General features: G+C 60.2%; 14 protein-coding genes and 1 pseudogene. 6 read left to right on the top strand and 9 right to left on the bottom strand.

Annotated elements, in window-relative coordinates:
- A partial coding sequence (locus HMPREF3097_RS04375; RefSeq protein ID WP_070761227.1) for a GmrSD restriction endonuclease domain-containing protein occupies nt 1–1,920 on the top strand: 1,920 nt, incomplete at its 5' end.
- 328 nt (nt 1,921–2,248) lie between these two features.
- Complete coding sequence (locus HMPREF3097_RS04380) at nt 2,249–3,217, top strand: GIY-YIG nuclease family protein (RefSeq protein ID WP_070757743.1); 969 nt, start codon at nt 2,249–2,251, stop codon at nt 3,215–3,217.
- 375 nt (nt 3,218–3,592) lie between these two features.
- Here the strand turns inward: HMPREF3097_RS04380 and HMPREF3097_RS04385 are convergent, their stop codons facing one another.
- The 8 genes and pseudogenes from HMPREF3097_RS04385 to HMPREF3097_RS04415 all read right to left on the bottom strand — a co-directional run bounded on the left by HMPREF3097_RS04385 (nt 3,593) and on the right by HMPREF3097_RS04415 (nt 16,850).
- Nucleotides 3,593–4,249 carry a restriction endonuclease gene (locus HMPREF3097_RS04385; protein ID WP_246821283.1) on the bottom strand — a complete coding sequence of 219 codons (657 nt, stop codon included), beginning with the start codon at nt 4,247–4,249 and terminating at the stop codon, nt 3,593–3,595.
- A gap of 6 nt (nt 4,250–4,255) precedes the next feature.
- A pseudogene (locus tag HMPREF3097_RS10015) lies at nt 4,256–4,513 on the bottom strand (winged helix-turn-helix domain-containing protein); the annotation flags it as partial.
- A 15-nt stretch (nt 4,514–4,528) separates the two neighbouring features.
- Nucleotides 4,529–9,490 (bottom strand): DEAD/DEAH box helicase, encoded by a 4,962-nt coding sequence (locus tag HMPREF3097_RS04390; RefSeq protein WP_070761229.1) that lies wholly within the window; start codon nt 9,488–9,490, stop codon nt 4,529–4,531.
- A gap of 71 nt (nt 9,491–9,561) precedes the next feature.
- The gene (locus HMPREF3097_RS04395; RefSeq protein WP_083317949.1) at nt 9,562–10,290 is read right to left on the bottom strand and encodes a VIT1/CCC1 transporter family protein; all 729 of its coding nucleotides are present in this window, start codon (nt 10,288–10,290) and stop codon (nt 9,562–9,564) included.
- A gap of 50 nt (nt 10,291–10,340) precedes the next feature.
- A complete protein-coding gene (locus tag HMPREF3097_RS04400) occupies nt 10,341–11,456 on the bottom strand; it encodes a DUF3322 domain-containing protein (protein WP_070761231.1) in 1,116 nt (371 codons plus the stop codon).
- Complete coding sequence (locus tag HMPREF3097_RS04405) at nt 11,443–14,793, bottom strand: ATP-binding protein (RefSeq protein WP_070761233.1); 3,351 nt, start codon at nt 14,791–14,793, stop codon at nt 11,443–11,445. Before HMPREF3097_RS04405 ends, HMPREF3097_RS04400 begins: the two co-directional genes overlap by 14 nt.
- Nucleotides 14,790–15,377 carry a DUF4194 domain-containing protein gene (locus HMPREF3097_RS04410; protein WP_070761235.1) on the bottom strand — a complete coding sequence of 196 codons (588 nt, stop codon included), beginning with the start codon at nt 15,375–15,377 and terminating at the stop codon, nt 14,790–14,792. Before HMPREF3097_RS04410 ends, HMPREF3097_RS04405 begins: the two co-directional genes overlap by 4 nt.
- Nucleotides 15,378–16,850: a DUF3375 domain-containing protein gene (locus HMPREF3097_RS04415; protein ID WP_246821279.1), complete on the bottom strand. Its 1,473-nt coding sequence runs from the start codon at nt 16,848–16,850 to the stop codon at nt 15,378–15,380.
- A gap of 302 nt (nt 16,851–17,152) precedes the next feature.
- On the opposite strand from HMPREF3097_RS04415, the gene HMPREF3097_RS04420 reads away from it, so the two are divergent.
- Nucleotides 17,153–17,524, top strand: a complete 372-nt coding sequence (locus HMPREF3097_RS04420; RefSeq protein WP_070761237.1) for a carboxymuconolactone decarboxylase family protein — start codon at nt 17,153–17,155, stop codon at nt 17,522–17,524.
- 90 nt (nt 17,525–17,614) lie between these two features.
- Nucleotides 17,615–19,270 carry an MFS transporter gene (locus HMPREF3097_RS04425; protein ID WP_070761239.1) on the top strand — a complete coding sequence of 552 codons (1,656 nt, stop codon included), beginning with the start codon at nt 17,615–17,617 and terminating at the stop codon, nt 19,268–19,270.
- 60 nt (nt 19,271–19,330) lie between these two features.
- Here the strand turns inward: HMPREF3097_RS04425 and HMPREF3097_RS04430 are convergent, their stop codons facing one another.
- Complete coding sequence (locus HMPREF3097_RS04430; RefSeq protein WP_070761241.1) at nt 19,331–20,380, bottom strand: CoA transferase; 1,050 nt, start codon at nt 20,378–20,380, stop codon at nt 19,331–19,333.
- 563 nt (nt 20,381–20,943) lie between these two features.
- Between HMPREF3097_RS04430 and HMPREF3097_RS04435 the strand changes: the two genes are divergently transcribed.
- Both HMPREF3097_RS04435 and glnA read left to right on the top strand, forming a co-directional pair.
- Nucleotides 20,944–22,044, top strand: a complete 1,101-nt coding sequence (locus tag HMPREF3097_RS04435) for an ornithine cyclodeaminase family protein (protein WP_070761272.1) — start codon at nt 20,944–20,946, stop codon at nt 22,042–22,044.
- Nucleotides 22,045–22,194: 150 nt separating this feature from the next.
- On the top strand, nt 22,195–23,442 hold a 1,248-nt coding region (gene glnA, locus HMPREF3097_RS04440), incomplete at its 3' end, for a type I glutamate--ammonia ligase (protein WP_246821280.1).

The following is a 23,442-nucleotide window of genomic DNA, read 5'->3' on the forward strand; positions in this document are numbered from 1 at the left end:
CCCCCGCACACAAACAATCGGACACTCTCATCGCGCGCGCTCAGGGAGGACCCCGAGTTCACCGGGGCACATCAAATTATTGACGGGCAACAGCGGCTCACCAGTTTGTACGCCGCGATCAAGGGGCACGAAGTTCGGGACCATGACTACAAGAAGAAGCTCATCCGCATTGCCTTCAACCCCTTCAGCGAGAAGTTTGAAGTTCGTACTCCTCCCATCACGAAATCGCCGGAGTGGATCGACGACATCTCGGCCGTGTTCAAGAGCCCTTTCCAGGCACGCCGGGAGTTCATCAAACGCTACGAGGCCACAGGGGCTGAGCTGACGGAAGAACAACACGAAAAGATCGAAATAGTTTTCAGCAAGCTAGTTGCACTAAACAACTACACATTTAACGTTGTTCACCTTGATGCCACCGCCGATAAGCGCCTCGTCGCCGATGTTTTCGTGCGTATCAACTCCGAGGGTGTTCGGCTAAAGGCCTATGACTACATCCTCACCTGGCTTAGTGTCTTTTGGCCGGAGGGACGCGAACAAATTGAGGAATTTGCGCGGAACTCAAGGATGTCGCCTGCTCACGCCTCTAGCGAATTGGGGCGGCCAGTTCGTTGGACTGCGTATAACAACTACATCTCCCTAAACAACGGTCTGATCACCCGCGCGATGGTGGCAATCGGTCAACGCCGCGGCCGCCTCAGTGATGCGTACGCGGCGCTTCAGTCGAAGGACCGCCACACGGGGCGCGTGAACTCCGAACGACAGGAGCAGCAGCTTGAGCTATTGAAGCAAGCGCTCCCGCTGGTCACCGATGAGGTGAATTGGACGGAATTCATCCGATCGATTCAAACCGCCGGTTTCCGGTCAGGTAAGAACGTCACCTCGAGCATGAACATTATCTACTCGTACGTGATCTTCCTGCTGGGGCGAACAGATTTCAATGTCGAGCTTTCTCGCCTCCGTGCGATCGTCGCCCGTTGGCTCTTCATGGCGCAGCTAACGGGGCGTTACACCGGTTCTTCTGAAACCCAGATCCAGAAGGATATTGACCTGATCAGCGGAATCGCACCTGGTGACGCCGACGGTTTTGAAGCTGCTCTTGACCGCGTTATTGCTACCGAGCTCACCGAGGACTTCTGGCGATACAACCTGCCACAACGGCTGATCACCTCCGGTTCTGCTTTGTCCCCTCACTACCAGTGCTACTTGGCTGCGTTAAACATCCTGGATGCGAAAATGTTCATGTTGAATGAGCGTGTTCGGGATTGGATGGATCCGAACCAGCCCGCGCAGAAGGGAACGGAGGGCCACCACCTCTTCCCTCGCAAGTACCAGGAGAAGGTCCTCGGCACCCACGATTTCAAACGCATCAACCAGGCTGCGAACTTCGCTCCGACGGACTGGGCGACGAACATCAAGATTTCTGATCGGGCCCCCGCTGACTACTGGCCGGAGTTGGTTTCACAGCGTGCCCAGGATGAGAATTGGCTGTCGCAGCAGATGTACTGGCATGCGTTGCCAAAGGGCTGGGCGAACATGACGTATGAGGAGTTTTTGGAGCAGCGCCGTTCGCTCATCGCCGAGGTTATCCGCGACGCCTTCGGGCAGATCTCCGATGGTTCGGGGGTCCACTCGGAGCCGATGCCTGAGGTAGAGATTCCGGAAGGTCGCAGCCTGCAGGAGTTTATCGAGGCAGGGCTGCTGAAGGAGAACGACCTGCTCGATCCGGTTGACCCAGATTGGGTCGTAGACGCGGTGGTCACCGCTGATGGGCAGGTACTTATCGATGGCGTCAACACCTACGAATCCCTCGATGCCGCTGCGCGCGCATTGGGTGTGTCTAACCTCAGCGGCGAGGAGTTCTGGGCTTTGCAGGACGGTAACAATTTGATTCCGCTCAGCAAGCTGTCCGCCGCGCGTTGAACCTGAAGCCGCAATAGGCGGCCAGTACTAGCCGTGCCGGATCCTGCCACAGCGCGCCCCTAAACCAGGGCCGGACCAAACAAGGGTCACCCCATCTGGGGTGACCCTTGTTTTTGTGTTTGTGGTGTATTTGCGAGCTGGGTGCCGGGACTCAGCGGGATTCGGTTCCCGGGGCTACGACAATCGCAGGCCGTTTTGGGCCGTGGCGTGTCACTATTCGCGCGTTTTGTGGCACGGCACAGCCCAAAAGTGCGCCCCTGCCCCGGCGCACCGTGCCCCATCCACGCACGCCACGAGCAGAAGCAGTTTCTCCGGATAAGATTCCTGTATGCAGCTGCCTGAGGGAAAAACCATCGATGTGCGTGACTTGGATTCGCTGAGACCAGCGTTCAAGAGAGGCGAATCCACGTGTGGGGTCTATCGGCTGCACTTTGAGAACGGGGAAGCGTATCCAGGGCAATCCAGAAACGTGGTGAGTCGCTTCGCCAGCCACCGACGAACTTGGCCGGACATCGTCGCCATCGACTTCTTCCCGATGCCAGCGGACTTGCTCGACGAAGCGGAGCAGTTTCTCATTACCGAAACCGAGGCGACGCACTCGGTGCGCAACATCATGCTGACCAACAAGCCACGCGGCAACGACACGGTAGAAATCGTCACTTCGGCGGGATCCACTGTAGCTCTTCCCTGGGAACGTGAGCGCGCCATAGGGGCGGCACAGTCGTACGTGGAGAAAATCGATCCAAAGGTCGCAACCCTGTTACGCCATCCTCTTTTCTTGGAACTTAGGTCGCTGGTCGGCTGGTACATCGCCAACACCATTCAAGACCCGGCCTCAACCGTCGAGCAGCTTTGGACTGTTTCATGCATGCCATCGACAAACCACACGAAAACTGAACATCGTTTGCTCACTTTGTCCTGCGGGAATCTAGAGACACTATTCATTGTCGCCAGTAAATCGACAGCTTATGAGGATGATCCACATGCTTTTGCGACCGTGAGGATCAATACCGCGTTTATCGAAGGTTCAGACCGTTTTGAAAGCCCAGATGGGTTCTGGGCAGTTTATGACGACGTTCCGTATCGCGGGGAGCGTGTCTTGAGCTTCGATTTCAGTCTCGGCGTACTGCGCGCGATCATTAATGGGGACCTTGAGTTTCCGTATCTGGACGAAATGCTCAAAGCTGCGTACACACTCAACACTCGCCTCATGCGGCGTGGTTCCACGATGTACAGCCGTTTCCACAACACCAAGCTCGCTGATCTTCTTCTCGCAGAAGCCGTCACGTGGGACTAGTGCGCACACCTGGCGAACGCCCTGCCCCTCCGACCCGCGCGCGATTCGGTTCGTTTCCATCGCCACGCGTGTCACGCGACCGATGAGGTCCACGATGTAGCGCGGGTTGCCTACCTCATATGACCAGCAAAGGCGCTATGGTGCTGCAAATGGGTAACAAGGCCCAGGATTGAATGAAGGCAAAGGGCCCGTCGAGCGCCTAGAAGCTCGCCAGGAAGCACTCTGCGAGCTGCTCGAAACAGCGTTCCCCGCGATGTGTCTGAAGGCATCAATGCTGAGGTTGCCTCCAACTTCGAGGAAGAAGAACTCTAGCCCCTGCCCCCATGGGAGAAGGGGCTGTGCCCCCTGCTCCTGGGATCTAACTGCGGTTGCCAGCTACTCGAAGTAGTCCTCGTCGATCTCGACGATCTGGACCGTCCGCTTCGTCTGGACGCCAACGCCGTACTTGATCATCAGTTTGGCAAGCAGTGCGCCATCGATGAGAACCACGCGGGACTGAACCGACCCCGCGTAGTTAATCGCACCGGAACTAAACGAGGCCGTGGTGAGGAAAACTCCCTGGGAGGCCTGCGCACCATGCAGTGCTCCGACAAAGGCCTGGACATCCGGGCGTCCAATAGACTTAGACATCTCGTAGCGCTTCGCCTGCACATAAATGCGAGACAGACCCAGCGCATCCTGGTCGATCACACCATCGATGCCGCCGTCGTTGGACAGCTGCGTGCGCGTTGCGTTGCCGAAGGAGCCTCCGTACCCCATGGCCATGAGCAGATCCAGCACCGCCTGTTCGAAAAAGGCTGGTTCCCTCTCATGCATCCGCTTCAGCAGTTCCTCGGCGACCATTTCCTCGTTGCGGCGCTGACCATCGTCGACCTGCTCGAGTGGTGTTAGCTCGGATTCTGGCTGTTCAAGTGAAGCATCTGCTGGCGTGGAATCTGCCTTGCTGTGAGAGGGGTTCCGGAATTGTTGGTAGGACTCCCCACTTTCAGAACGCAGCTCGGCTTCAGTAATTCCATTTGGATATTTCGCCAACAAGCGTCGCCCCTTGTCCGTGATTTGCCAGAGCGCCCTTGCAGGAGAAGAAATCGCTTCTGCCTTGGAAAGATAGGTAACCGCCCAATTTCCGCGATTCAAGTACCGAGCTTCACCCGATGAGATAGTTGCGGCTCGTTCTTCTTCGCTGATTCCCATGTTTTCAGCCGCGGTGGCGACGATGTTTCTCCGCTTTCGGATCTCCCCATCCTCGAGCACTGACAAGCACGGGATCAAAAATTCATCCCAGGTTCTCGCGTTCACCTGCGTTCCTCTCCGCTACTTCTCATTCAAGGAATTAACGATGCTGACGGTTTCCATCGCCACGCGGGCCACGCGGCCGACGAGGTCCACGATGTACCGCGGATTTCCCACCTCGTCGGCCCAGTCGTTGGGGTCGTTGACGATTCCCGATGCCTTATCCTTCTTCACCTGGTACCGGTCGATCAGCCACCCAATTGCAGACCGCGAGCCGAGCATGTACTCATCGGCTTCCGCCGGAATACCGGCGATTGTGACCTGCTTGTTGTAGATCAGCTTCGTGACATCGTTGACGTTCTTGCCAGTCTCTGGGTCCCTGCGCTTCGGCCAACGCATCTTGGTTACGCGCCAGGTTTCCCGGTCAGATTCATCACCCTTGACCTGGATATCCAGCGGCCATGGGTCCACGTTCTCGTAGTCCACGTGCAGATCCATGAGTTTCTGCCCGGCTGCCGCAAACTTATCGAACTCAGTACGAGAACTTGGGGTCTCGATGTGAGGCAGCATCTTCTTCAGGTCGGCTGCATACTTAGCCCGGTACGTCGGGTCGTTCAGCTTCCCGTATACAAAGTGAAAGATATCGTCACCTGTCACATCCGCGCCAAGCGCGTCGCGGTAGAGCGCCTTGATCGCGTCAGTGATGTTGTCCTTGCGCACATACCCCGCAACAACCTCACCAACCTGCCCATAGATCGAGGACTCACCTTCGCTTATCGACGCAGCCTCGCCGAACAACCCACCATCCGAAGCCTCAACCGGCTCCCACGTGAAGCGGGAGAAGAACTGGCCAGCGTTCGAACCGTAGAGAGCCAAGTCTGGAAGCAGCTTCGTTGCAAACACGGAAAATGGTTTCTCTGCGCCGGGGTTCAGCACGTAATAACCGATGTTGTGGTGGTGCTGCGTCGGGAACATCGATGGCAACTGGTACTGCCTATCGATCAATTCCTTCGCGAAGTAATTACGCTGTTTGTAGAACGGGCGGTACAACGACGTGTACACACGGTCCGGTTCAAACGAGATTTCGGTTCCGCGGGCTAGCTCCTGTTTCAGGTTGGCATTCCATGATCCCTGCGTGCTATCGACTAGCTCAGGGTGCTGCGCAAACAACGCGTCGACCCCCCGCTTGCTTTCTTCAAACCCTTCGTTTTGCAACAGGTCTTGCGCCTGGCGGTAGTTCGCAACGTGCGTCTCGATGTTTTCTATGAGTTGGGCGGTCGCAAAAGAATACGACCACGCATCACGCGCAGTTGAAAGGCCACGCGAATGCTCTTCAAAGAACTTCGTCGCATTACCCTTCTTCTCGCCGATGACCGGCCACATCGCGAACTCGTCGCTGCGCTGGTTCACCCAGTCACCGTGGGAGTTCGGGGCAATGGGCTGCCAGTCGACAGCGTCGATAGTCGACGTGTCGACGATCCTCAGCTTCTCATCGGCGGTGAGATAATCGCCGATGTCGCGGTAGTGCAGCTGGAAGCCGGACTTGGTGGGGTCCTTGATCCCAATTGTGATGGCGACGTTAGTGCGAGAGCCCGCGTCGAATACGTTGCCACCTTCCATTCGCCGTTGTTCCCCGGCCGTGCGAGCATTACCCCGCAGGTTGTACACGTACAGATCCGTGAAGTCCTCGGCCATGGACAGGCGCACACCATCACCGGTGTTGCCGTCGATCCAACCGCCATTGGAGACGAAAGCGACAACGCCCTGGTCACCGATGCGGTCGGTGGCCCAGCGGAATGCACGCAGGTAGGAATCATAGAGCGAGTTCTTATTCGTCGCCGTGGACATCGCCGCGTACGTCTCCGCAATCCGAGCATCCAGCGTCGGGTACTTCACATTCGCGTTGTTATCGTTCGCGCTCGTCTGACCCACCGAGTATGGCGGGTTGCCCACAATCACATTGATCGGGGCCTCCTTCTGCCGCACGATGCGCTCGTTGTTGTTCTTGAATACCGTCAGATCCAGGATGTCTCCTTCCTCGTGGATCTGGAAGGTATCCGCGAGAGCGATATTGCCGAACGGGACGTATTCCGGGACCGGCTCGCCGTTACGCTGGGCGGCCTCCTCGCGCAAGGCGTTATAGGTCGTCTCAATGTTCACAGCAGAGACGTAGTACGCCAGCAACATGATCTCCGTAGCGAAGAGCTCACTGGCGTACTTTCGCGCAAGGTCTTCCGGTTTGATAAGGCCAGATTGCAGGAGACGGACGGTGAACGTGGAAGTTCCAGCGAATGGGTCGAGGATGCACACGCCTTCGTCGGAAAGCCCCTTGCCGAAGTGATTCTGCGAAACCTCGTCCGCAGCTCGCAGTATGAAGTCCACGATCTCAACCGGGGTGTAGACGATGCCCAGGGACTCCGCCTGCTTCTTAAAGGCCTTCTGGAAGAAGCGCTCGTAAAGCTCCTTAATCACCTGCTGCTTGCCAGAAGCGCTGGAGACCTCCGAGGCACGCACGCGCACGGAGTCGTAGAACTTCTCCAGCGACTCCGTTTCCGTATCGAGGTTCTCCCGGGAGAGTGCCGCGACCATCTTCTCCATCACCTGGGCCACGGGGTTGTGGGTGATGAAGTCGTGGTTCTCGAACAGCGCGTTGAACACCGGCGCGGTGATCAGGTGCTGGGAAAGCATCGAGATGGCGTCGTCTTCGGTGATGCCCTCGTTGAGGTTATTGCGCAGGCCTTCGACGAACTTCTCGAATTCCTTGCGTAGCTTGCCATCCGCACCGTCCAGCAGGGCCTTAATACGGGTGATCTGGTTCTCGGCGATGGTCGCTACATCGTCGGCCCAATCCTCCCAATAGGTGCGGGTGCCGACCTTGTCCACCAGCTTGGTGTACATCGCCTCCTGCCACTGTTCCAGGGAGAACAGGGCGATCTGCTGGGCCATGTCCTGATCCGGCTCCGCGGAATCAGCCTGGGAGCGGGCCTCCACCCGATCCAGCTGTTCCTTAGGACTTGCAACGTGATCAACGGCAATCGGCAGTTCATCCGCCTGGCCCTCGTTCAACGCGATGGAGTTCACCTTCGCGTTGAAGCGATCATCGTGGGCACGGAGCGCATTGAGAATCTGCCACACGACCTTGAAGCGCTGGTTATCATTCAACGCCTGCGCCGGCGACACATTCGGGGCCACCGCCACCGGCAGAATGATGTACCCATAGTCCTTACCCTCGGACTTACGCATCACCCGCCCGACGGACTGCACCACGTCCACCATGGAATTACGCGGGTTGAAGAAAATCACCGAGTCTAACGCTGGAACGTCCACCCCCTCAGACAGGCAGCGCGCATTGGTGAGTACGCGGGTCTGGTCCTCGTCGGGCGTGGACTCCAACCAAGAGAGCTTCGACCCGCGCTCCATCGCGTTCATCGCCCCATCCACGTGCTGAGATGCCACACGCAGATCCACATTGTGCAGGGAAACGTCCCCCATCACCGCGGCCTCCCGGAGCTGCTGATGAGCAGAAATCAGGGAAGGGAAAGACTCCGAGATCTGCTTCGAGGTCTTAATATCCCGGGCGAAGGCCACTGCCCGCTGCATGGGTGCAGCGTTCGTATCGAAGCCACCCTTCTGGCCCTGCAGGTCGCCGGAACGCTTCGCCAAACCATTCCAGGCACCGATCATCGCCGAGGCCAACGTCAGGTTTAGCTGGCCGTCCTCGCCGCGGGCCATGGCCTCAGCAGCAACGGATTCATCCACCGTCATCACAAGGACGCGGTAATCAGTGAGCAGGCCCTTATCCACTGCTTCACCGAAACCCAAGCGATAAAACTCTGGGCCGTACACGGCCTCATCATCCATGGAGGCAAGCTCCGCGGAATGCTCCGCAGCCTTGCCCTTGACCTGGTCGTCGAACAGACGCGGCGTCGCCGTCATGTACAACCGCTTCGCGGAACTAATGTAGTCCGCATCGTGGATGCGCACGAAGTTCGAGGCATCCTCCCCAGCCAAGGTCACGCCCGTGGTGCGGTGCGCCTCATCGCAAATCACGAGATCGAAATCATCCAGCCCCTCCTGCTGCGCGTCATGCACCGCAGGCAGCGACTGGTAGGTGGAGAAGACCACGTGCAGGCCCTTGGCCCGCTTACCCGAGGCGAAACGCTCCGCGATCTGCGAGCCTTCCGTGGACACCGGGACCTCGAGGTCATAGGTGGCGATGTCCTCCGCGCTGCGGGAAACCTTGGCATCCGAGCACACCGCGAAGGTGCGCATATCCATCCGGCCCTGGGCGGTCCACTCCTTCAACGTCTGAGAGAGCAGGGAAATGGATGGCACCAGGAACAGAACCCGAGCCTTACCACCGTTGTCCTCTGCAACCTGCTCAGCCAAGCGCAGCGCGGTAAAGGTCTTGCCCGTGCCGCAGGCCATGATCAACTTGCCACGATCGTGAGTACTGAAGCCCGCGATCGCACGGTCGATGGCCTCCTGCTGATGCGGGCGGGGCTCGAACGTCTCGCGACGGGAAAGGTTGATCTGCATCGCACTATCACCCATCGCAGCGCCCGGGAAGACCACATCCCAGTTGATCGGGGACTCAGAAATCGCGGACACGCCAATGCGGCTGGTGGGGATCACCTGGTTGGCGAGCATCTCCTCCGCATTGGAGGACCAGAGGTCGGTGGTGGAAATGATCAGGCGGCTGCCGAAATGTTCCACGCCCTCTTCGGTCTCAAAGGTCCGGCCCGAGGCTTCGAAGAAGGAATCCAGGTTCGACTTACTAATGCTGGTCGTCGGCAAGTAGAACTTGCACTGGATCGCGGTCCACGAACCGTCGTCCACGCGACGGGCGACCAGGTCGATACCGGTATCAGCCTTGCCACCGTTGTAGCGCCAATCAGTCCAGCGGTAGACCTCATCAAACTGGGCCTTCAGCGTGGGGTCCGTGCGGAAATAATTGACCATCAGCTTTTCGAAAGCGATGCCATACGTCGCCTGCGGCTGATTATCGCGCAGCTGGGTGAGGACCTCGGAAAACTTCGCCATGGAGCCATTATGCCCCGTGACCGGAATCACTCAGTGAACGGCACGGGGTCTACGCCAAGGCCCCACTGGGCTTAGGCGACGCCTCCGAAGAGCGCGCCCGCGCCGTAGGTGAGCGCCAGGCCCAGGCCACCACCAACGACCAGGCGGACCACCGAGCGAACCACGCTGGTGCCCGCGATCTTCGCCGAGATCAGGCCCGTCAGGGCAAGGGAGAGCATCGTCACCGCAGTGACGACCCATGCCTGCGTGCCGGTTGGCGCCACAAAGACCGAGATCATCGGCAGCGCAGCACCGGCCAGGAAGGACAGCGCGGAGAAGAACGCCGCCGCCCACGCGCTGGTCAGCTCGTTGGCGTCAATACCCAGCTCCAGCTGCAGGTGGGCGCGCAGGGCGTCCTCCGCGTGAATCTCGCGAGCTGCCTCCACGGCCGTGCCTTTGCTAATCCCGTAACCGGAGAGAATCCCCGCGAGCTCCTCCATCTCCTCCTCCGGGGCCTCCCGCAGCTCCTTCTTCTCCTTGGCGATCAGGGTCTGCTCGGTGTCACGCTGGGCGGACACCGACACGTACTCGCCCAAGCCCATGGAGACTGCTCCCGCGATGGTGGCGGCCAACCCTGCCATCAGGATGGCCTTATCCCCCGCCCCGGTGGCGATCACACCGATGAGCAGTGCCGCCACGGAGACGATGCCGTCGTTGGCGTCCAACACGCCGGCGCGCAGCGAGTTCATCTTCGCCGCCTCGTCGGAATCGTGAAGCTCCTGGTGAGCGCCAGGAACAGCGGGCTTGGTGGTTTTCCTCATGTCAGGAATTTTAGTCCACTGATTCACCAGGGCCGGACCTACGACCGCTGCTATGCACCCGCACCATTGGGGCTCACTGCGTGACGTAGCTGCTGCTGCGCATAGTCGAATAAGATTCTTTCCTGCTCAATGCGCAAGCATCCGCCTGCAGACCGCCCCCGGAGATAATCCAAAGCCAAGCGCTCCCCGTAACTCAACAGCTCAGGATCAAACCGGCTAGGTTGCGGTTCCTTCACCGCAAGATCAACATGATCCCGGACCGTATCCAGGTCCATGAGAACAGAACGCGCGTGAGGCACGTATCGCCTCACGAGTTCCAGGATGTAGAACCCATACGAATCCAGATCGCCCCAATAAAGAACGTCTATCTCCCCTAACGATGGGATCTGCTGGACGATCCTGGCAGCGTTCAATCCACCACCGAAGATCGCCACTGTCGCAGGCAAATCGGGCAAGGCAAGGAAACTCTGGTGATTTTCGACGATAAGAACCCGCTCCCCAGGCGTTTCACCCAGCTCAGCCACCGGGCACGCTAGATATCGCATCCCGCTAATATCCAGCGCCGGGTCAAGGCTGCGGACCTCTACCAACTGGGGTTTAGACTTAAAATTCAATGGGCCGACTACCGCTTCAACGACCGCCCTATGCGCCTCGAACCACTTGCTATCGACGCCAAAGATTGGCAGTTCGCGAATATAAAAGTCGCTGACCTCATGTTCGTGGACCCACCGGACAACAGCGATGAACTGTTCCACGGTCACGCCGCCCCAGTCTTCCCATGAAGAAAGGTGCCTGATGAGTTCTGGGCGAACGCTTTCCCCCAACTCCATGCAGAAACGGCCCAAGACCGCCTGAAGACGTTGCCAATGATCAAGCTTGCCCGCCACGCGAGCCGCAGTATCCGCATCGGAGAGAACAACACGCCGGGGCAGCGAATACGTCCCCAAGTAGCTGAGCTTTTTATCCTCCCACTCAGCGGTAATTGAACTGCGGTTCCACTGTGCCACCCATGCTCGCACGGCAGCGCCGTCATCACGCTCTGCCGCCCTTCCAGTCGGCGGATCCAGGTTGATGGTCAGCGTCTTGAATTCCCCGGCCAACCAGCTGCGATGGTTACGCGAATAAAAGACCGCAGCGCGTTGGCGCACCTGATCAGGAGTCTTCATCCTGCACCTCCTCGATCGTCAAAGAACTCGTTCGAGATCGCTTCCGGTCTGGGCATTCCACCATCAGCACACCCCCGATATAGTCCTGCACGGTCTGCAGCAGCTTCTCGGGCGTGGCCAGAATCATGTGAAAACCAAAGCGGCGGAAGGCCTCCATCGCAGCCCGGGTGAACTCCGTATCCGCACGGTCAAAAGCCTCATCCAGAACAATGGTGCCGAATCGCGGGTAAATATCCTCCCCCACCCGGACAATGGATTTCTTTTCTTGCGCGGTCGGCAGGCCCATCCCAGTCAGTCGGTAACGCAAGGCAGCAGCCAAGCAGAAGGAGGACAGCTTTTGGGCTTGGCCACCTGAAAGACCTTCCGATGAGTCATAGACCGCACCACGCGCTCCATCCTCGCTATATTCCACGCCCAGGAACTTCACGTGTTGCCTCGTGTCCAGGCGCAACTGGCGATCACGAGTTGATGTACCGTCCGAGACCGTCACTGCGTCGATCACCGCCTGCAGCTTGTGGAACCGTTGCTCGCTCTCCTCCTGATCAACATCATTGATAATCCCAGCCAACGCAGAATCCAGCAGCTCAACGAAATCGCGGGCGATCGCAGGCTGTGCTTCCCGCACCTCGATCGTCAGGTAAGCACCCGGATAGAACTCAACCTCAGCGAGCGAATCATTAATCATCTGGATCGAGCTGCGCGTCTTTGCTGTCGCATCACGGATCAGCCGCCGCAGGCGCCCAAGATGCTTGTGGGTTTCGTCTTGCAGCATGTCCCGGAAACGCTGTTCGAAACGTGGCAAATCGTCTGCCTCAAGCCTGCCCAGTTCCTGGAGAAAGTCCTGCTCCCACTCCATGTCCGCCTTGAGGTCGCCCGCTCGATCCGGCCAGCGCACCAAGTAGAGGTTCATCGCGTTCACCAAGTCGCCACCATGTTTGGTGAACCGAGCATTGAGCTCTGCAAGTTGATCCTCAATACCGCGAACGAGCTGGTTGCTGAGCGCATCGATGTTATCGGACCGGATGGTGCGATCGATAGCCTTGCAACGCTCTGTCAGACGAGCCGCAACGTCCTCGGAGACGGTCTTCCCACCTCGGCGATTCCGAACCCTCTCAAGCGTTTCCTCTGCCTGCTCCAGACGAATTTTGAAGCCGCTGAGCTGATTACGCAGCGCCATGACCTGCTCCTCAACTTTGTCGAGAGCAGATTCGACACTCTTCAACTTCGCCTTCAGCTGAGCCAGCTCGGCGTTCCCATCAGTGAGTTCATCCACGTCGCTCTGGGCTTCCGCAAGCTCCTGGGCCACCGATGACACGTCGATATCCTGAAAACGCTCCGTCTCCAATAGCCGCTCGATCGTAGCTATTTGGGCACGCCGTTTCTCCTGGCCAGCCGCGATGGTCTTGCGTTGACGTTCAGCGTCTTCAAGTTTCGCCACAATGGAGCGCACCGATGCTTGGAGAGCATCAATCTTGTCAGCGAGGTTGCCCCACAGCACCCAGTTCGAACGGTCATCGATTCGGCGGCGATCATCCTTGATGTGGTCATTGCGGTTATGTTTCACCTGCCCCTTTGCAGTCACCGCCCGCCGGGCGGCACGAAACTCTTCCATAGAGTCACAGCACAGGTAATCGAAATTCTTAGAAAGTTGAGTCTGGATCCAGTCGTGATACCGCCCGGGTTTCACGTTGATTTTTAGGCCCAGCGAGTTCGGCACAAAACGCGATGGGCGCTGTTCTTCCAGATCCTGCGTGAACCGGGTGTAGCTCACCTTCGCACCAAGGTAGGTCCCATCAATAGCCGAAGAAACCTGGTCATAATGTTCATCTGGAACGAGGATCCGCCGAGCAAAACCACCCATCACCCGTTCTGCGGTTCCCTGCCAGTGGCCTTCACCAGGCCTCATGCTCACGAGGTCAGCGATGAATGGAAGATCAGATTCTCGCACCCCAGACCGCTCCGCAATCAAGGCTCTCGCCCGGAGCAGCCGGTTATCCATGGCCGATTCGTATTTACGCAACGCTTCAAGCTCCGCGATGCGCTCTTTCTTGTTCTCGCCCAGCTCGTGAACTCGCACATGTGCTTGGGCTAGCTTTACGTCTTCCGTTTCATACGCAACGCTCAACCGCTCCCGCTCTTCACGCAACTGAAGAACGAGGTTGGTGAATTCCTCCGCGCTCCCGGGCTTTGTAGCCCCAATGGATTTGAGCCGGGAGTTGAATGCCTCTTCCTCCTTGGTCACTCGCTCCAGCCGGTCTTGCAGACGGTCGCGACGAGCTTGTGCAGAAACCAAGGCCGAATCCTGCGCGCCATGAATCAACGCGCGCAACTGATCTGCTTGCGCTCGGTGCGCATCCCGCACCCCGGTGGCTTCTTCGATCGTCGCGCTGACTGCTTTGATCTCGGAGGTCCGCTGATCCCGTTCTTGTTCGGCAAAGCGCTGCCGCCACTCGTCGACGAATGTTTCGACGCCGTCCCGGTCTTCTTTCACCCTGGTCAGGCTGTCTTCGACCTCTGCGCGCTTCTCTGCCGCCACGCGTACCGGTACCAGTTGCTCGATCTGCTTACGAGTTTTCACCACCGACTCATACGCCGTACGTAGGTCTGTGAAGTTCTCCGCTGCTTGCTCCGCGATCTCGAAGGTTTCTGGTTCGGGCAGCATGAAAGTACGCATCAAGTGGTTAAGATCGCCGAGTGTTTTGGCTGATTGCGTTCGGTTCAGCAGGTCCAAAGCGCCGGCATCCGCGATCCCCACTGCTCGGCGCAGTGCCAAGCTGAACTTCGGGTGATTTCGACTAACGTGCAGGGCATCACCGTACGTCTTCTTCGCCTCGGTAACCGGCAGGTTCTTCTGCGCCAGATCATCAAACTCCGTCAGGTCGGCGTCCCGAGGAAGTAAAATATAGAGGTCTGTGATCTCCTGGCGCGAGTAAGCATTTGCAGGCAAAAACATCAACCGGCACGCTGTTACAGTCTCCCCCGCCCCGTCGCTGTAGCGTAGAGCGACGCCCGTCCACGTCGCACCTGTTCGGAGATAGGACTGCGTAAGTTCGTCTGCCTCGATCGAATGCTCGCGGCGCCAGGCGCCGCGGCAGTAGGTAACCAAGTTACGACCCGAGTGCGCTTGGTTATCCGCTGCAGCATTGAAACGAATCTTGCCGGGTGGAACAAGAATCGTCGAAATCGCATCAATTAGCGTCGATTTACCGGAACCTGAAGGGCCCGTAATGAGGAAGCCTTCCCGTGGCACCTCGACACAGTGGAGGTTGTCGAATGTTCCCCAGTTATAAACCTGGATTTGGGAAAGCCGGAATTGGCCAGGCAGAGTCGTCGTCATTCTTCTTCCTCCAGGAGAGCACGGAAAGACTCGGTGACAGCAGCGATTTCTTCGCTAGAAAAGATGATGCGCAGCACTGGGGATACCTCGAAACGCCCCTCGGTCGGGGTGCTGGCGATAATCGAGTAGTTCTTCAGCTTGTTCCACGCTGCAGTAAAACGCTTACGCTGCGTGGACTTATCTGTGCCGGCGTGCCCTTGATACGGCAGGGTCGCCTCAAAAACCTCGCCCTCATCCACGATGGTTCGCTCGTTGGGGCTCGTCGTCACCAGTTCACGGCGCAGGTGGAGGATCACCACCGTGTCCATGAAAGTCAATGACTGTTTACGCAGCAACGCACGCTTTTCAGGGACATCCGCTTCCCACGCCTTTGTGTAGGCAACCCCCGCGTTCTCATCGAGGATGAGGGTGAGGAAGAGGTTATCCAGCTGTTGGGCAAGGATCTCCCGTGAGTTGGATATCGCAGTGAAGACCTCCGGCGATTTCACGCTCGACACGTATGGGCCACGGATGAGTTCCGCCAGGGCACGACGCTGCAAACCTGTCAGGGTTCCGGTATCGCCTTCATACAGTTTATTTTCCATCTAAATGCGCCCAACCTTCCTCCGAAATTCGAAACGTTCATACCGTGCTTGGTACCTTTTCCCGCTTGGTCTCTCCCACTGCAGGATTTCCGTACCGTCGGACCTTTCACCGTGATCATGTGCAAGTTTGATGAGCCCCACCACACTCGCTAGCCCCTGGGTAGCAGGATGTTCTTCCAAAACTTCCCGAATCGATGCTTGCCCCTTACTGCCGACCACATCGTTGATTGCGACGCGCAGTTCCTGCCAGTCAATTTCTGATTCCCGGATGCGCTGACGCATCTGTTCGAAATCGATCTCGCCCGACTCGTTGACTTCCATCGAGCGCTCAATGCGGTATTCCTTAGGATTGTGTAGTTCCCAGCTGGACAGCGACGTCGGTTGCCGCGTCGTCAGCTCAAGCTCGTAGCCGACCTTCTCGTAGGGCGCGATCCCTCGTTTTGCGAGCTCGAGTGCTTGCTGCTGCGCCTGATTGATTGCCCGCGTGAGCGCCTGCTGCGATTCTGCTTCTCGGGACTGCACGAAACGCCTGAGCGACCGAGATAGGCCCGTGAGCGAGGTATGTACCTGCCCCGAGGAGGAATCCAGCATGTCAACTAATTGAGCGATCTCAATCCGCTCTTCCGGGCCTAGCTGCTCCATGAAGTCCCGAGATTGCACGGCATCCATCACGGCATCGAGCTGCTTTGATTGCTCCGGGTCAAGGAAAAGCTCATAGAAGGAGTTGAAGGCTCGCCCTGCCTCCGACTCTGCGATCAGATCAACACCGCGGAAGACATTGTCCAGCACCTCACCAGCGTTGAGTTGCCCTTCGACGAGCGATTCTCGAAGTTCGTGATCGACATTTTCAACCTCCTCTCGAACGCGGGAGAAGTCGGTGGGCAAATCCCTAGCCAGGGCGAGGATTTCCCGCGCCCTCTCCACTGCCTCCTCGTCGGAAATCACGCCGACACCGTTGATGCGGATGTTGTCGATACGAGCTTGGATCTGATCCCGCTGGGCCTCCAGTCGGCTAATCGCCCTCGCCTCGTCGGGGTCTGTTTCAGCTGCGAGATCCTGAAGATTATTGAATAGGGTGCCGAGACGGGATTTGGTCACCACCCGCTGAGGACTGATCAACTGCTGCACATAATCGATGGCAACGTGAGCGTCCGTAGTGAGCTCGTAAAACTCCTCCCTCGAGCCCTGTGGACTGCGCCTCGTGAGGTATCCGAGCTTCACCCAGTCGTTGATATAAGCCACTGCCGACTTGGGCAGTTCCAAATTGGTTTGTTCCCGAATATCGATCAGCAACGATTCCACTGCGAGAGTGAGATCGGATCCGGCGATCTGGCGATTACTTCCTTCGAAGACAGCACTTAAGGCAGAAAGAACAGCTGGGGCGTTATGGGCACGAAGCATCGCCCAAGCAGGCACCGAGTCCGCAAGGCGGATCATCGCCAACGCATCTGCCACCGCGGTTGTCCGATTCATGTGCTCAATCTAACAACCGCTGCAGACGAGGATCCGGAAATATCGAACATTTCGCCGCCAATGGAAGCGTTCGATCCTCCTCTCCCCCACTGCAAGGTGGCCCTGCCCTGCAAGGAAAATCTAGCGAAGCGCACTGGTTAGCCCACTCCTCCCCCGCGCCCCGCCGTCACAACTTGGGCTAGCCTCGGGGCAACCAACCCCGCTCCCCGTGCGTGTGCCCAACCACATCGCAGGCCAGACCCGCCACACGGCAACGCCACAGGCCCCCGGAGCGCGGGCCCAAAAGAGAAAGGAACGCACCCATGGAACTGAACCGCGACAAGGGCGAAGAGTTCGTCCGCGAGACCCAGACCCCAGAATCCGCCGCCGCATGGAAGAAGCAGCTCGACGAGTTCGCGCCCGGCGCGTCCGACTGGGTCGTCGAAGCCGTCTTCGGCGGAACCTACCAGCGCGAAGGAATCACCCTGCGCGACCGGCAGATGCTAAACATGGCAGCCCTGACCGCGATGGGTGGTGTGGAACCACAGCTGACTGGCCACATCAAGACCGCCGTGGACGTCGCGGGCATGAGCCCCGAGGAAGTCGCCGAGTGCTTCGTGCACCTCATGCCCTACGTCGGCGTGCCGAAGACCCTGGCCGCGATGCGCTGCATGAAGGCCGCGCTCGAAGACTAGAGCCCTGCCACTCACACAGCACCCCGTGGAATAAGGGCACCCTAAGTAGCGTTATGCTCCTTGAGAACGATGAAACACACACGTGACTAGGTGATTTTAAGGAGAGCGCACACCACGGTGGCTGAGAAGGACACGCACGCAGAAAGCACACGCCAGGAGCTCAAACAGCAAGGTGCCGAGCAAGGGGGCGCCAAGCAGCACGGCTCCGAGCAGCAGGACCCCAAGCAACAGGGCGCCAAGCAGCAGAACAAGCCGCAGCCCGGCGCCACGAAGGCCACGGTCCAATCGCCCGGCACCTATCCCCCGGGCGAAGATCCGCGCCGCTGGAAAGTCCTGGGCGTGATCCTCACGACGATCTTCATGTCGCTGATCAGCGTGTCCATCATCAACGTGGCCCTGCCCTCCATCCAGCAGGGCCTGGGCGCGACCGAATCCGACATCCAGTGGGTCCTTGCCGGCTACACCCTGACCTTCGGCGTCGTCCTCGTCGCCGCGGGGCGCGCCGGCGACCTCCTCGGCCGTGGCGGGATCTACCTCATCGGCCTCGGCATCTACACGATCTCCGCCATCGCCGCGGGCTTCGCACCCACCGCGGAAGCCCTCAACGTCACCCGCTTCATCCAAGGCATCGGCGCCGGCCTGCTCAACCCACAGGGCGTGGGCATGATCCAGCAGTACTTCCGCGGCAAGGAACGCGGCCGGGCCTTCGGCTGGTTCGGCACCGTCGTGGGCGTGGCCGTGGCCATCGGCCCCACCCTAGGCGGCTTCCTCATCCGCCTCGGCGGGCCCGAGCACGGCTGGCGCTGGACTTTCCTGGTCAACGTCCCCTTCGGCCTGCTCGCCTTCGCCCTCGCGCTCCTGTGGTTCCCCCGCCCCCTGCTGGGCCGCGTCAAGGATCCGGTGACCGGCCGCAACGTCGGCGTCGTCCGCGCCGTCCGCAGCCTCGACCCGATGGGCTCCCTGCTGCTGGGCCTGACCGTCCTGGCCTTCCTCTACCCCTTCGTGGAACACAACGGAACTGCCCGCAACTACCTGCTCCTGCCCGTCGCCGCAGTTCTGCTTCTGGCATGGCTGGCCTGGGAGCGCCACGTGAAAACCACCAAGCCCTTCGAGCCGATGGTGGACATGCAGATCTTCCGCTTCCCCAGCTTCCGGCTGGGCACCATGCTCGCGGGCGTGTACTTCATGGGCATCACCAGCATCTGGGTGCTCGTGGCGCTCTTCTTCCAAAACGGCCTCGGCCACAGCGCACTGGTCGCCGGGTCCGTGGGCATCCCCGCGGCGATCAGCAGCTCCTTCTCAGCCAACTGGGCCGGCAAGCGGGTCGGCGATCGCGGTCGCACGGTCGTCATCCAGGGCATCACCGTGGCTCTGACCGGCATTGCGCTGACGATCCTCGCGCTCGTGCTGCACCACACCGCCGGGGTCTCCGAGTGGTGGATGGTTCTCACCCTCTTCCTCGTCGGTACCGGCCAGGGCGCGGTCATCGGCCCGAACCAAACGCTCACGCTCGCCGACGTCCCCCTCAACTACGCCGGCAGCTCCGGCGCCGTCCTCCAAACCGCCCAGCGCATCGGCACCGCGGTGGGGCTGGCGTTCATCACCGCGATCGTCTTCGCCAGCGCCCGCGCGATCAACTGGACGCTCGGCACCGCCATCGGCTTCGTGACCATCGGGGTACTCATGGGCATCGGCCAGCTCATCGCGCTCTACGACAACCGCACCCGCGCCCGCCAGGCCCAGTAACGCCTCCTTTTCAGGACGTCCGTCCCTCACGGTTGTTGTTCAGGACGTCGGGGCAGGACGTTAGTTCCGCGCCCTGCCAGCCCCGCGGATCTCCGCGATGGGCACGTCCTGTTCGATGCCCCAGGCCTCCCACTCGGCGGCGGTCTTGGTCTTGAATACGGCCGCGAACTGCTCCTCGGTGCCGTCGACCCCCAGCAGCTGCATGGCGCGAGCCATGAAGTGCGGCTCCAGGGCGGCGAAGGCCACGCGGGTGGGCGCAGCGCCTTCCGCTCCGGCGTCTTCCGCCTCGGCGCCCTCCATGACAGCGCCTTCCGCCGCGCCGCCAACAGGCTCGTCAGCCCCTGCGCCCGCACCGCCAGCGGGCGCCGCCTCGTAGATCCGGTAGCCCGGCAGCGCCCCGCCCAGCAGGCCACCCGGCGCGCTCAGACCGAACTGCGCGGGCATCGCGAAAGCCTCCGCCGCATCCGCGAGCGCAACCTCGTGATAGCCACCCCCACCAGCGGCGCCGTTACCTCGCTCCTCAGCGCCCTGGCTTTCTGCGCCTTGACCGCCCGCACCCAGCCCTGCGGAGTCCTCACCCGCATTCCGGCCCAGCAACAGCGCCAACGCCGCCTGCACCGCAAGCTCGGCACCCGCCAGGTCGGCCACGGGCACCGTCGGCATCGCCGGTGGCAAGAGCGTGCCCGCATGGGCCTGGTAGGTCAGATCATGACCGGCAAGATCGGCGTCGTCCCCCGAATGGCCAACGATCGCGACCTGACACAACCGCGGATACGCCGCGTGCAGCTCCTCCCAGGCGAGCCCCAGCCGCGCGAGCGCGGCGGGCCGGGAGGAGGTGATCAGAACGTCGCAGGTGGAAAGCAGCTCGTGGAGCGTGCCGCGGTCCGCCTCCTCCTTGAGGTTCAGCTGCACCACATCCTGGCCGGTACAGAGCCACTCGTAATACTTCGGGGCCGCCTGGGCCATGAGGTCCCCGGTGGGGCCCTCGATCTTGGTCACCTTCGCGCCCATCTCGGCCAACCTGCGGGCCGCGATCGGGCCCGGCAGATTCGGCGCGAGGCTCAGAACATTCACGCCCCGAAGCACGGTCGGCGGTACTGGCAAAGGCACAACAATCCCCTCCTGTGTCCGGGCGCTCTGGGCACCCGGGAATAAAAAATGTGACGGAACTCACATCTAGCGATATTAGCAACCAGAAATGGTCCTGCCCGCGTTTCGCGAGTGACGCGCATCACTGCATGTCTACGCCGGTTCCCAGCCCGCTCCCACCGATTTTTAAAGCGCCACTACCCCCGCTCCAGAACGCACCCCAACACCCGCCCTTTTCACGATTTGTGAAAGAAACCGCCCCACACGCTGCGCTTTTCCGTATCGTGGAAAACCGTGCCCCTCGGCGCGACGCGGGAAAACCCCCGCCAATCGCCCCCGCACCCGGGTCAGCAGACCAGCGCGGCACATCGCGCACCGAACAGATGCTGAGAGGCTGCCGAACACGATTCTGGAGAGAATGCCTCTGGGATTCCTTGTCCGAGGCCGCAGCACAGGTGGCCGTCGAAACAAATGGAAAGGATTGAGTCCCCTTGACCAGCTCAAGCACGGAGAACTCAAACACTACTGACCAGGCATCCGCCAACCCGACCCGCATCGACTTCCTCTACCTCAACGAGGAAGAAATGGTCGACGCCGGTGTCACCGACCTCGCCGCGTGCGTCGAGACGATGGAGGAAACCCTCATCCTGCTCGCCGACGGCGACTACCGCATGGCAGGCGCGTCCGCGAACTCCCACGGCGCGCAGATCAACTTCCCGGACAACCCGGAGCACGAAGGCATGCCCGCCAACGGCCCCGACCGCCGCTTCATGGCCATGCCCGCCTACCTCGGCGGCCGCTTCCAGAACTCCGGTGTGAAGTGGTACGGCTCCAACGCCGACAACCGCCAGAACGACCTGCCGCGGTCCATCCACCTGTTCATCCTCAACGACTCCGTCACCGGCGCACCGCTGTCCGTGATGTCCGCGAACCTGCTCTCCGCCTACCGCACCGGCTCCGTCCCGGGCGTGGGTGTCAAGCACCTCGCCCTCGAGAACGCAGAGACGGTCGGCATCGTCGGCCCGGGTGTCATGTCCCGCACCATCCTGGGTGCCGCACTGACCCAGCGCCCAAGCATCAAGAACGTCAAGATCAAGGGCCGCTCCGCAGGCTCCACCCAGCGCGCCGCCGACTGGATCAAGGAGAACTACCCGCAGCTCGAGGACGTCCGCATCGTGGACACCGAGGAAGAGGCAATCCGGGACTCCGACATCGTCATCACCGGTACCTCCACCTCCCCGGACGGCCCGTCCGGCTTCCCGTACCTGAAGAAGGAATACCTGAAGCCAGGCGCCCTGCTGCTCATGCCAGCAGCCGCCCGCCTCGACGACGAATTCGTCCAGTCCGATGACTGCCGCCTCGTCGTCGACTACACCGGCCTCTACGAAGAGTGGTTCAACGAAAACGGGCCGGACGTCACCTACGAGCGCCTGCTCGGCATCCCGGGCAACCGCTGGTGGGACATGAAGGAAGAAGGCACCCTACCTGCAGACAAGCTCGTCAACATCGGCGACATCGCCTCCGGCAAGGCACCGGGCCGCCAGAACGACGACGAAATCTTCTGCTACTCCATCGGCGGCATGCCCGTCGAGGACGTCGCCTGGGCCACCGACATCTACGAAAACGCCCTGAAGAAGGGCATCGGCACCAAGCTCAACCTCTGGGACACCCCACGGTTGACCTAAAGCCTGCGGCAACAGACCGCACGCAGCAACGCCCGGTCGTCACAGCACTGACCGGGCATTTTCCCTACCATTGGTAGTAAGAACTGAATACACAACTGAATATCTGCACGACTTGCACACCACAAACGCCAAGAAGCGAAGTGAAACCCCATGGGTAAGTTCAAACCCGGAAGCGAACACACCACCCCAGAAGGCATCCAGAAGTTCATCCGCGACGAAGAGATCCGCTGGGTGGACGTCCAATTCACCGACGTCCCAGGCATCGAACAGCACCTCACCGTGCCAGCGTCCGCCTTCGACGAGGACGCGATCCAGGAAGGCCTCGCATTCGACGGCTCCTCCATCGCCGGCTACACCAGCGTCGACAACTCCGACATGATGCTGCTGCCCGACCTCGAGACCGCGTTTGTGGACCCCTTCCGCAAGTCCAAGACGCTGAACGTGAAGTTCTTCGTCCACGACCCGCACACCCGCGAGCCATTCAGCCGCGACCCGCGCAACATCGCACGCAAGGCTGAGCAGTACCTCGCGGAACTCGGCTTCGCCGACACCTGCAACTTCGGCGCCGAGGCGGAGTTCTACATCTTCGACTCCGTGCGCTACGACTCCACCACCAACAAGTCCTTCCACGAGGTGGACTCCGTCGAGGGCTGGTGGAACTCCGGTGCGAAGGAGAACCCGGACGGCTCCCGCAACTTGGGCCACAAGGTGCGCACCAAGGGCGGCTACTTCCCCACCGCGCCGTACGACCACATGCAGGACCTCCGCGACGAGATCGGTGAACACCTGCAGGACGTCGGCTTCGACGTCGAACGCTCCCACCACGAGATGGGCTCCGGCGGACAGCAGGAAATCAACTACCGCTTCAACACCCTCCTGCACGCCGCGGACGACATGCAGACCTTCAAGTACGTCGTGAAGAACACCGCGAAGTTCAACCAGAAGTCCGCCACCTTCATGCCCAAGCCGCTCGCCGGCGACGGCGGCTCCGGCATGCACATCCACCAGTCCCTCTGGAAGGACGGCCAGCCACTGTTCCACGACGAGAACGGTTACGGTGGGCTCTCCGACATGGCCCGCTACTACATCGGCGGCATCCTCAAGCACGCCGGTGCCGTGCTGGCGTTCACGAACCCGACGATGAACTCCTACCACCGCCTGGTGCCGGGCTTCGAGGCGCCGGTGAACCTGGTGTACTCCCAGGAGAACCGCTCCGCCGCGATCCGCATCCCGATCACCGGGTCCAACCCGAAGGCCAAGCGCATCGAGTTCCGTGCGCCGGACCCATCCGGTAACCCGTACCTGGCGTTCACCGCCGCAATGATGGCCGGCCTGGACGGCATCAAGAACCGCATCGAGCCAGGTGATCCGGTGGATAAGGACCTCTACGAGCTGCCG

Origin of the sequence: Corynebacterium sp. HMSC27B11, from assembly GCF_001815985.1 — a bacterium.
Lineage (GTDB): Bacteria > Actinomycetota > Actinomycetes > Mycobacteriales > Mycobacteriaceae > Corynebacterium.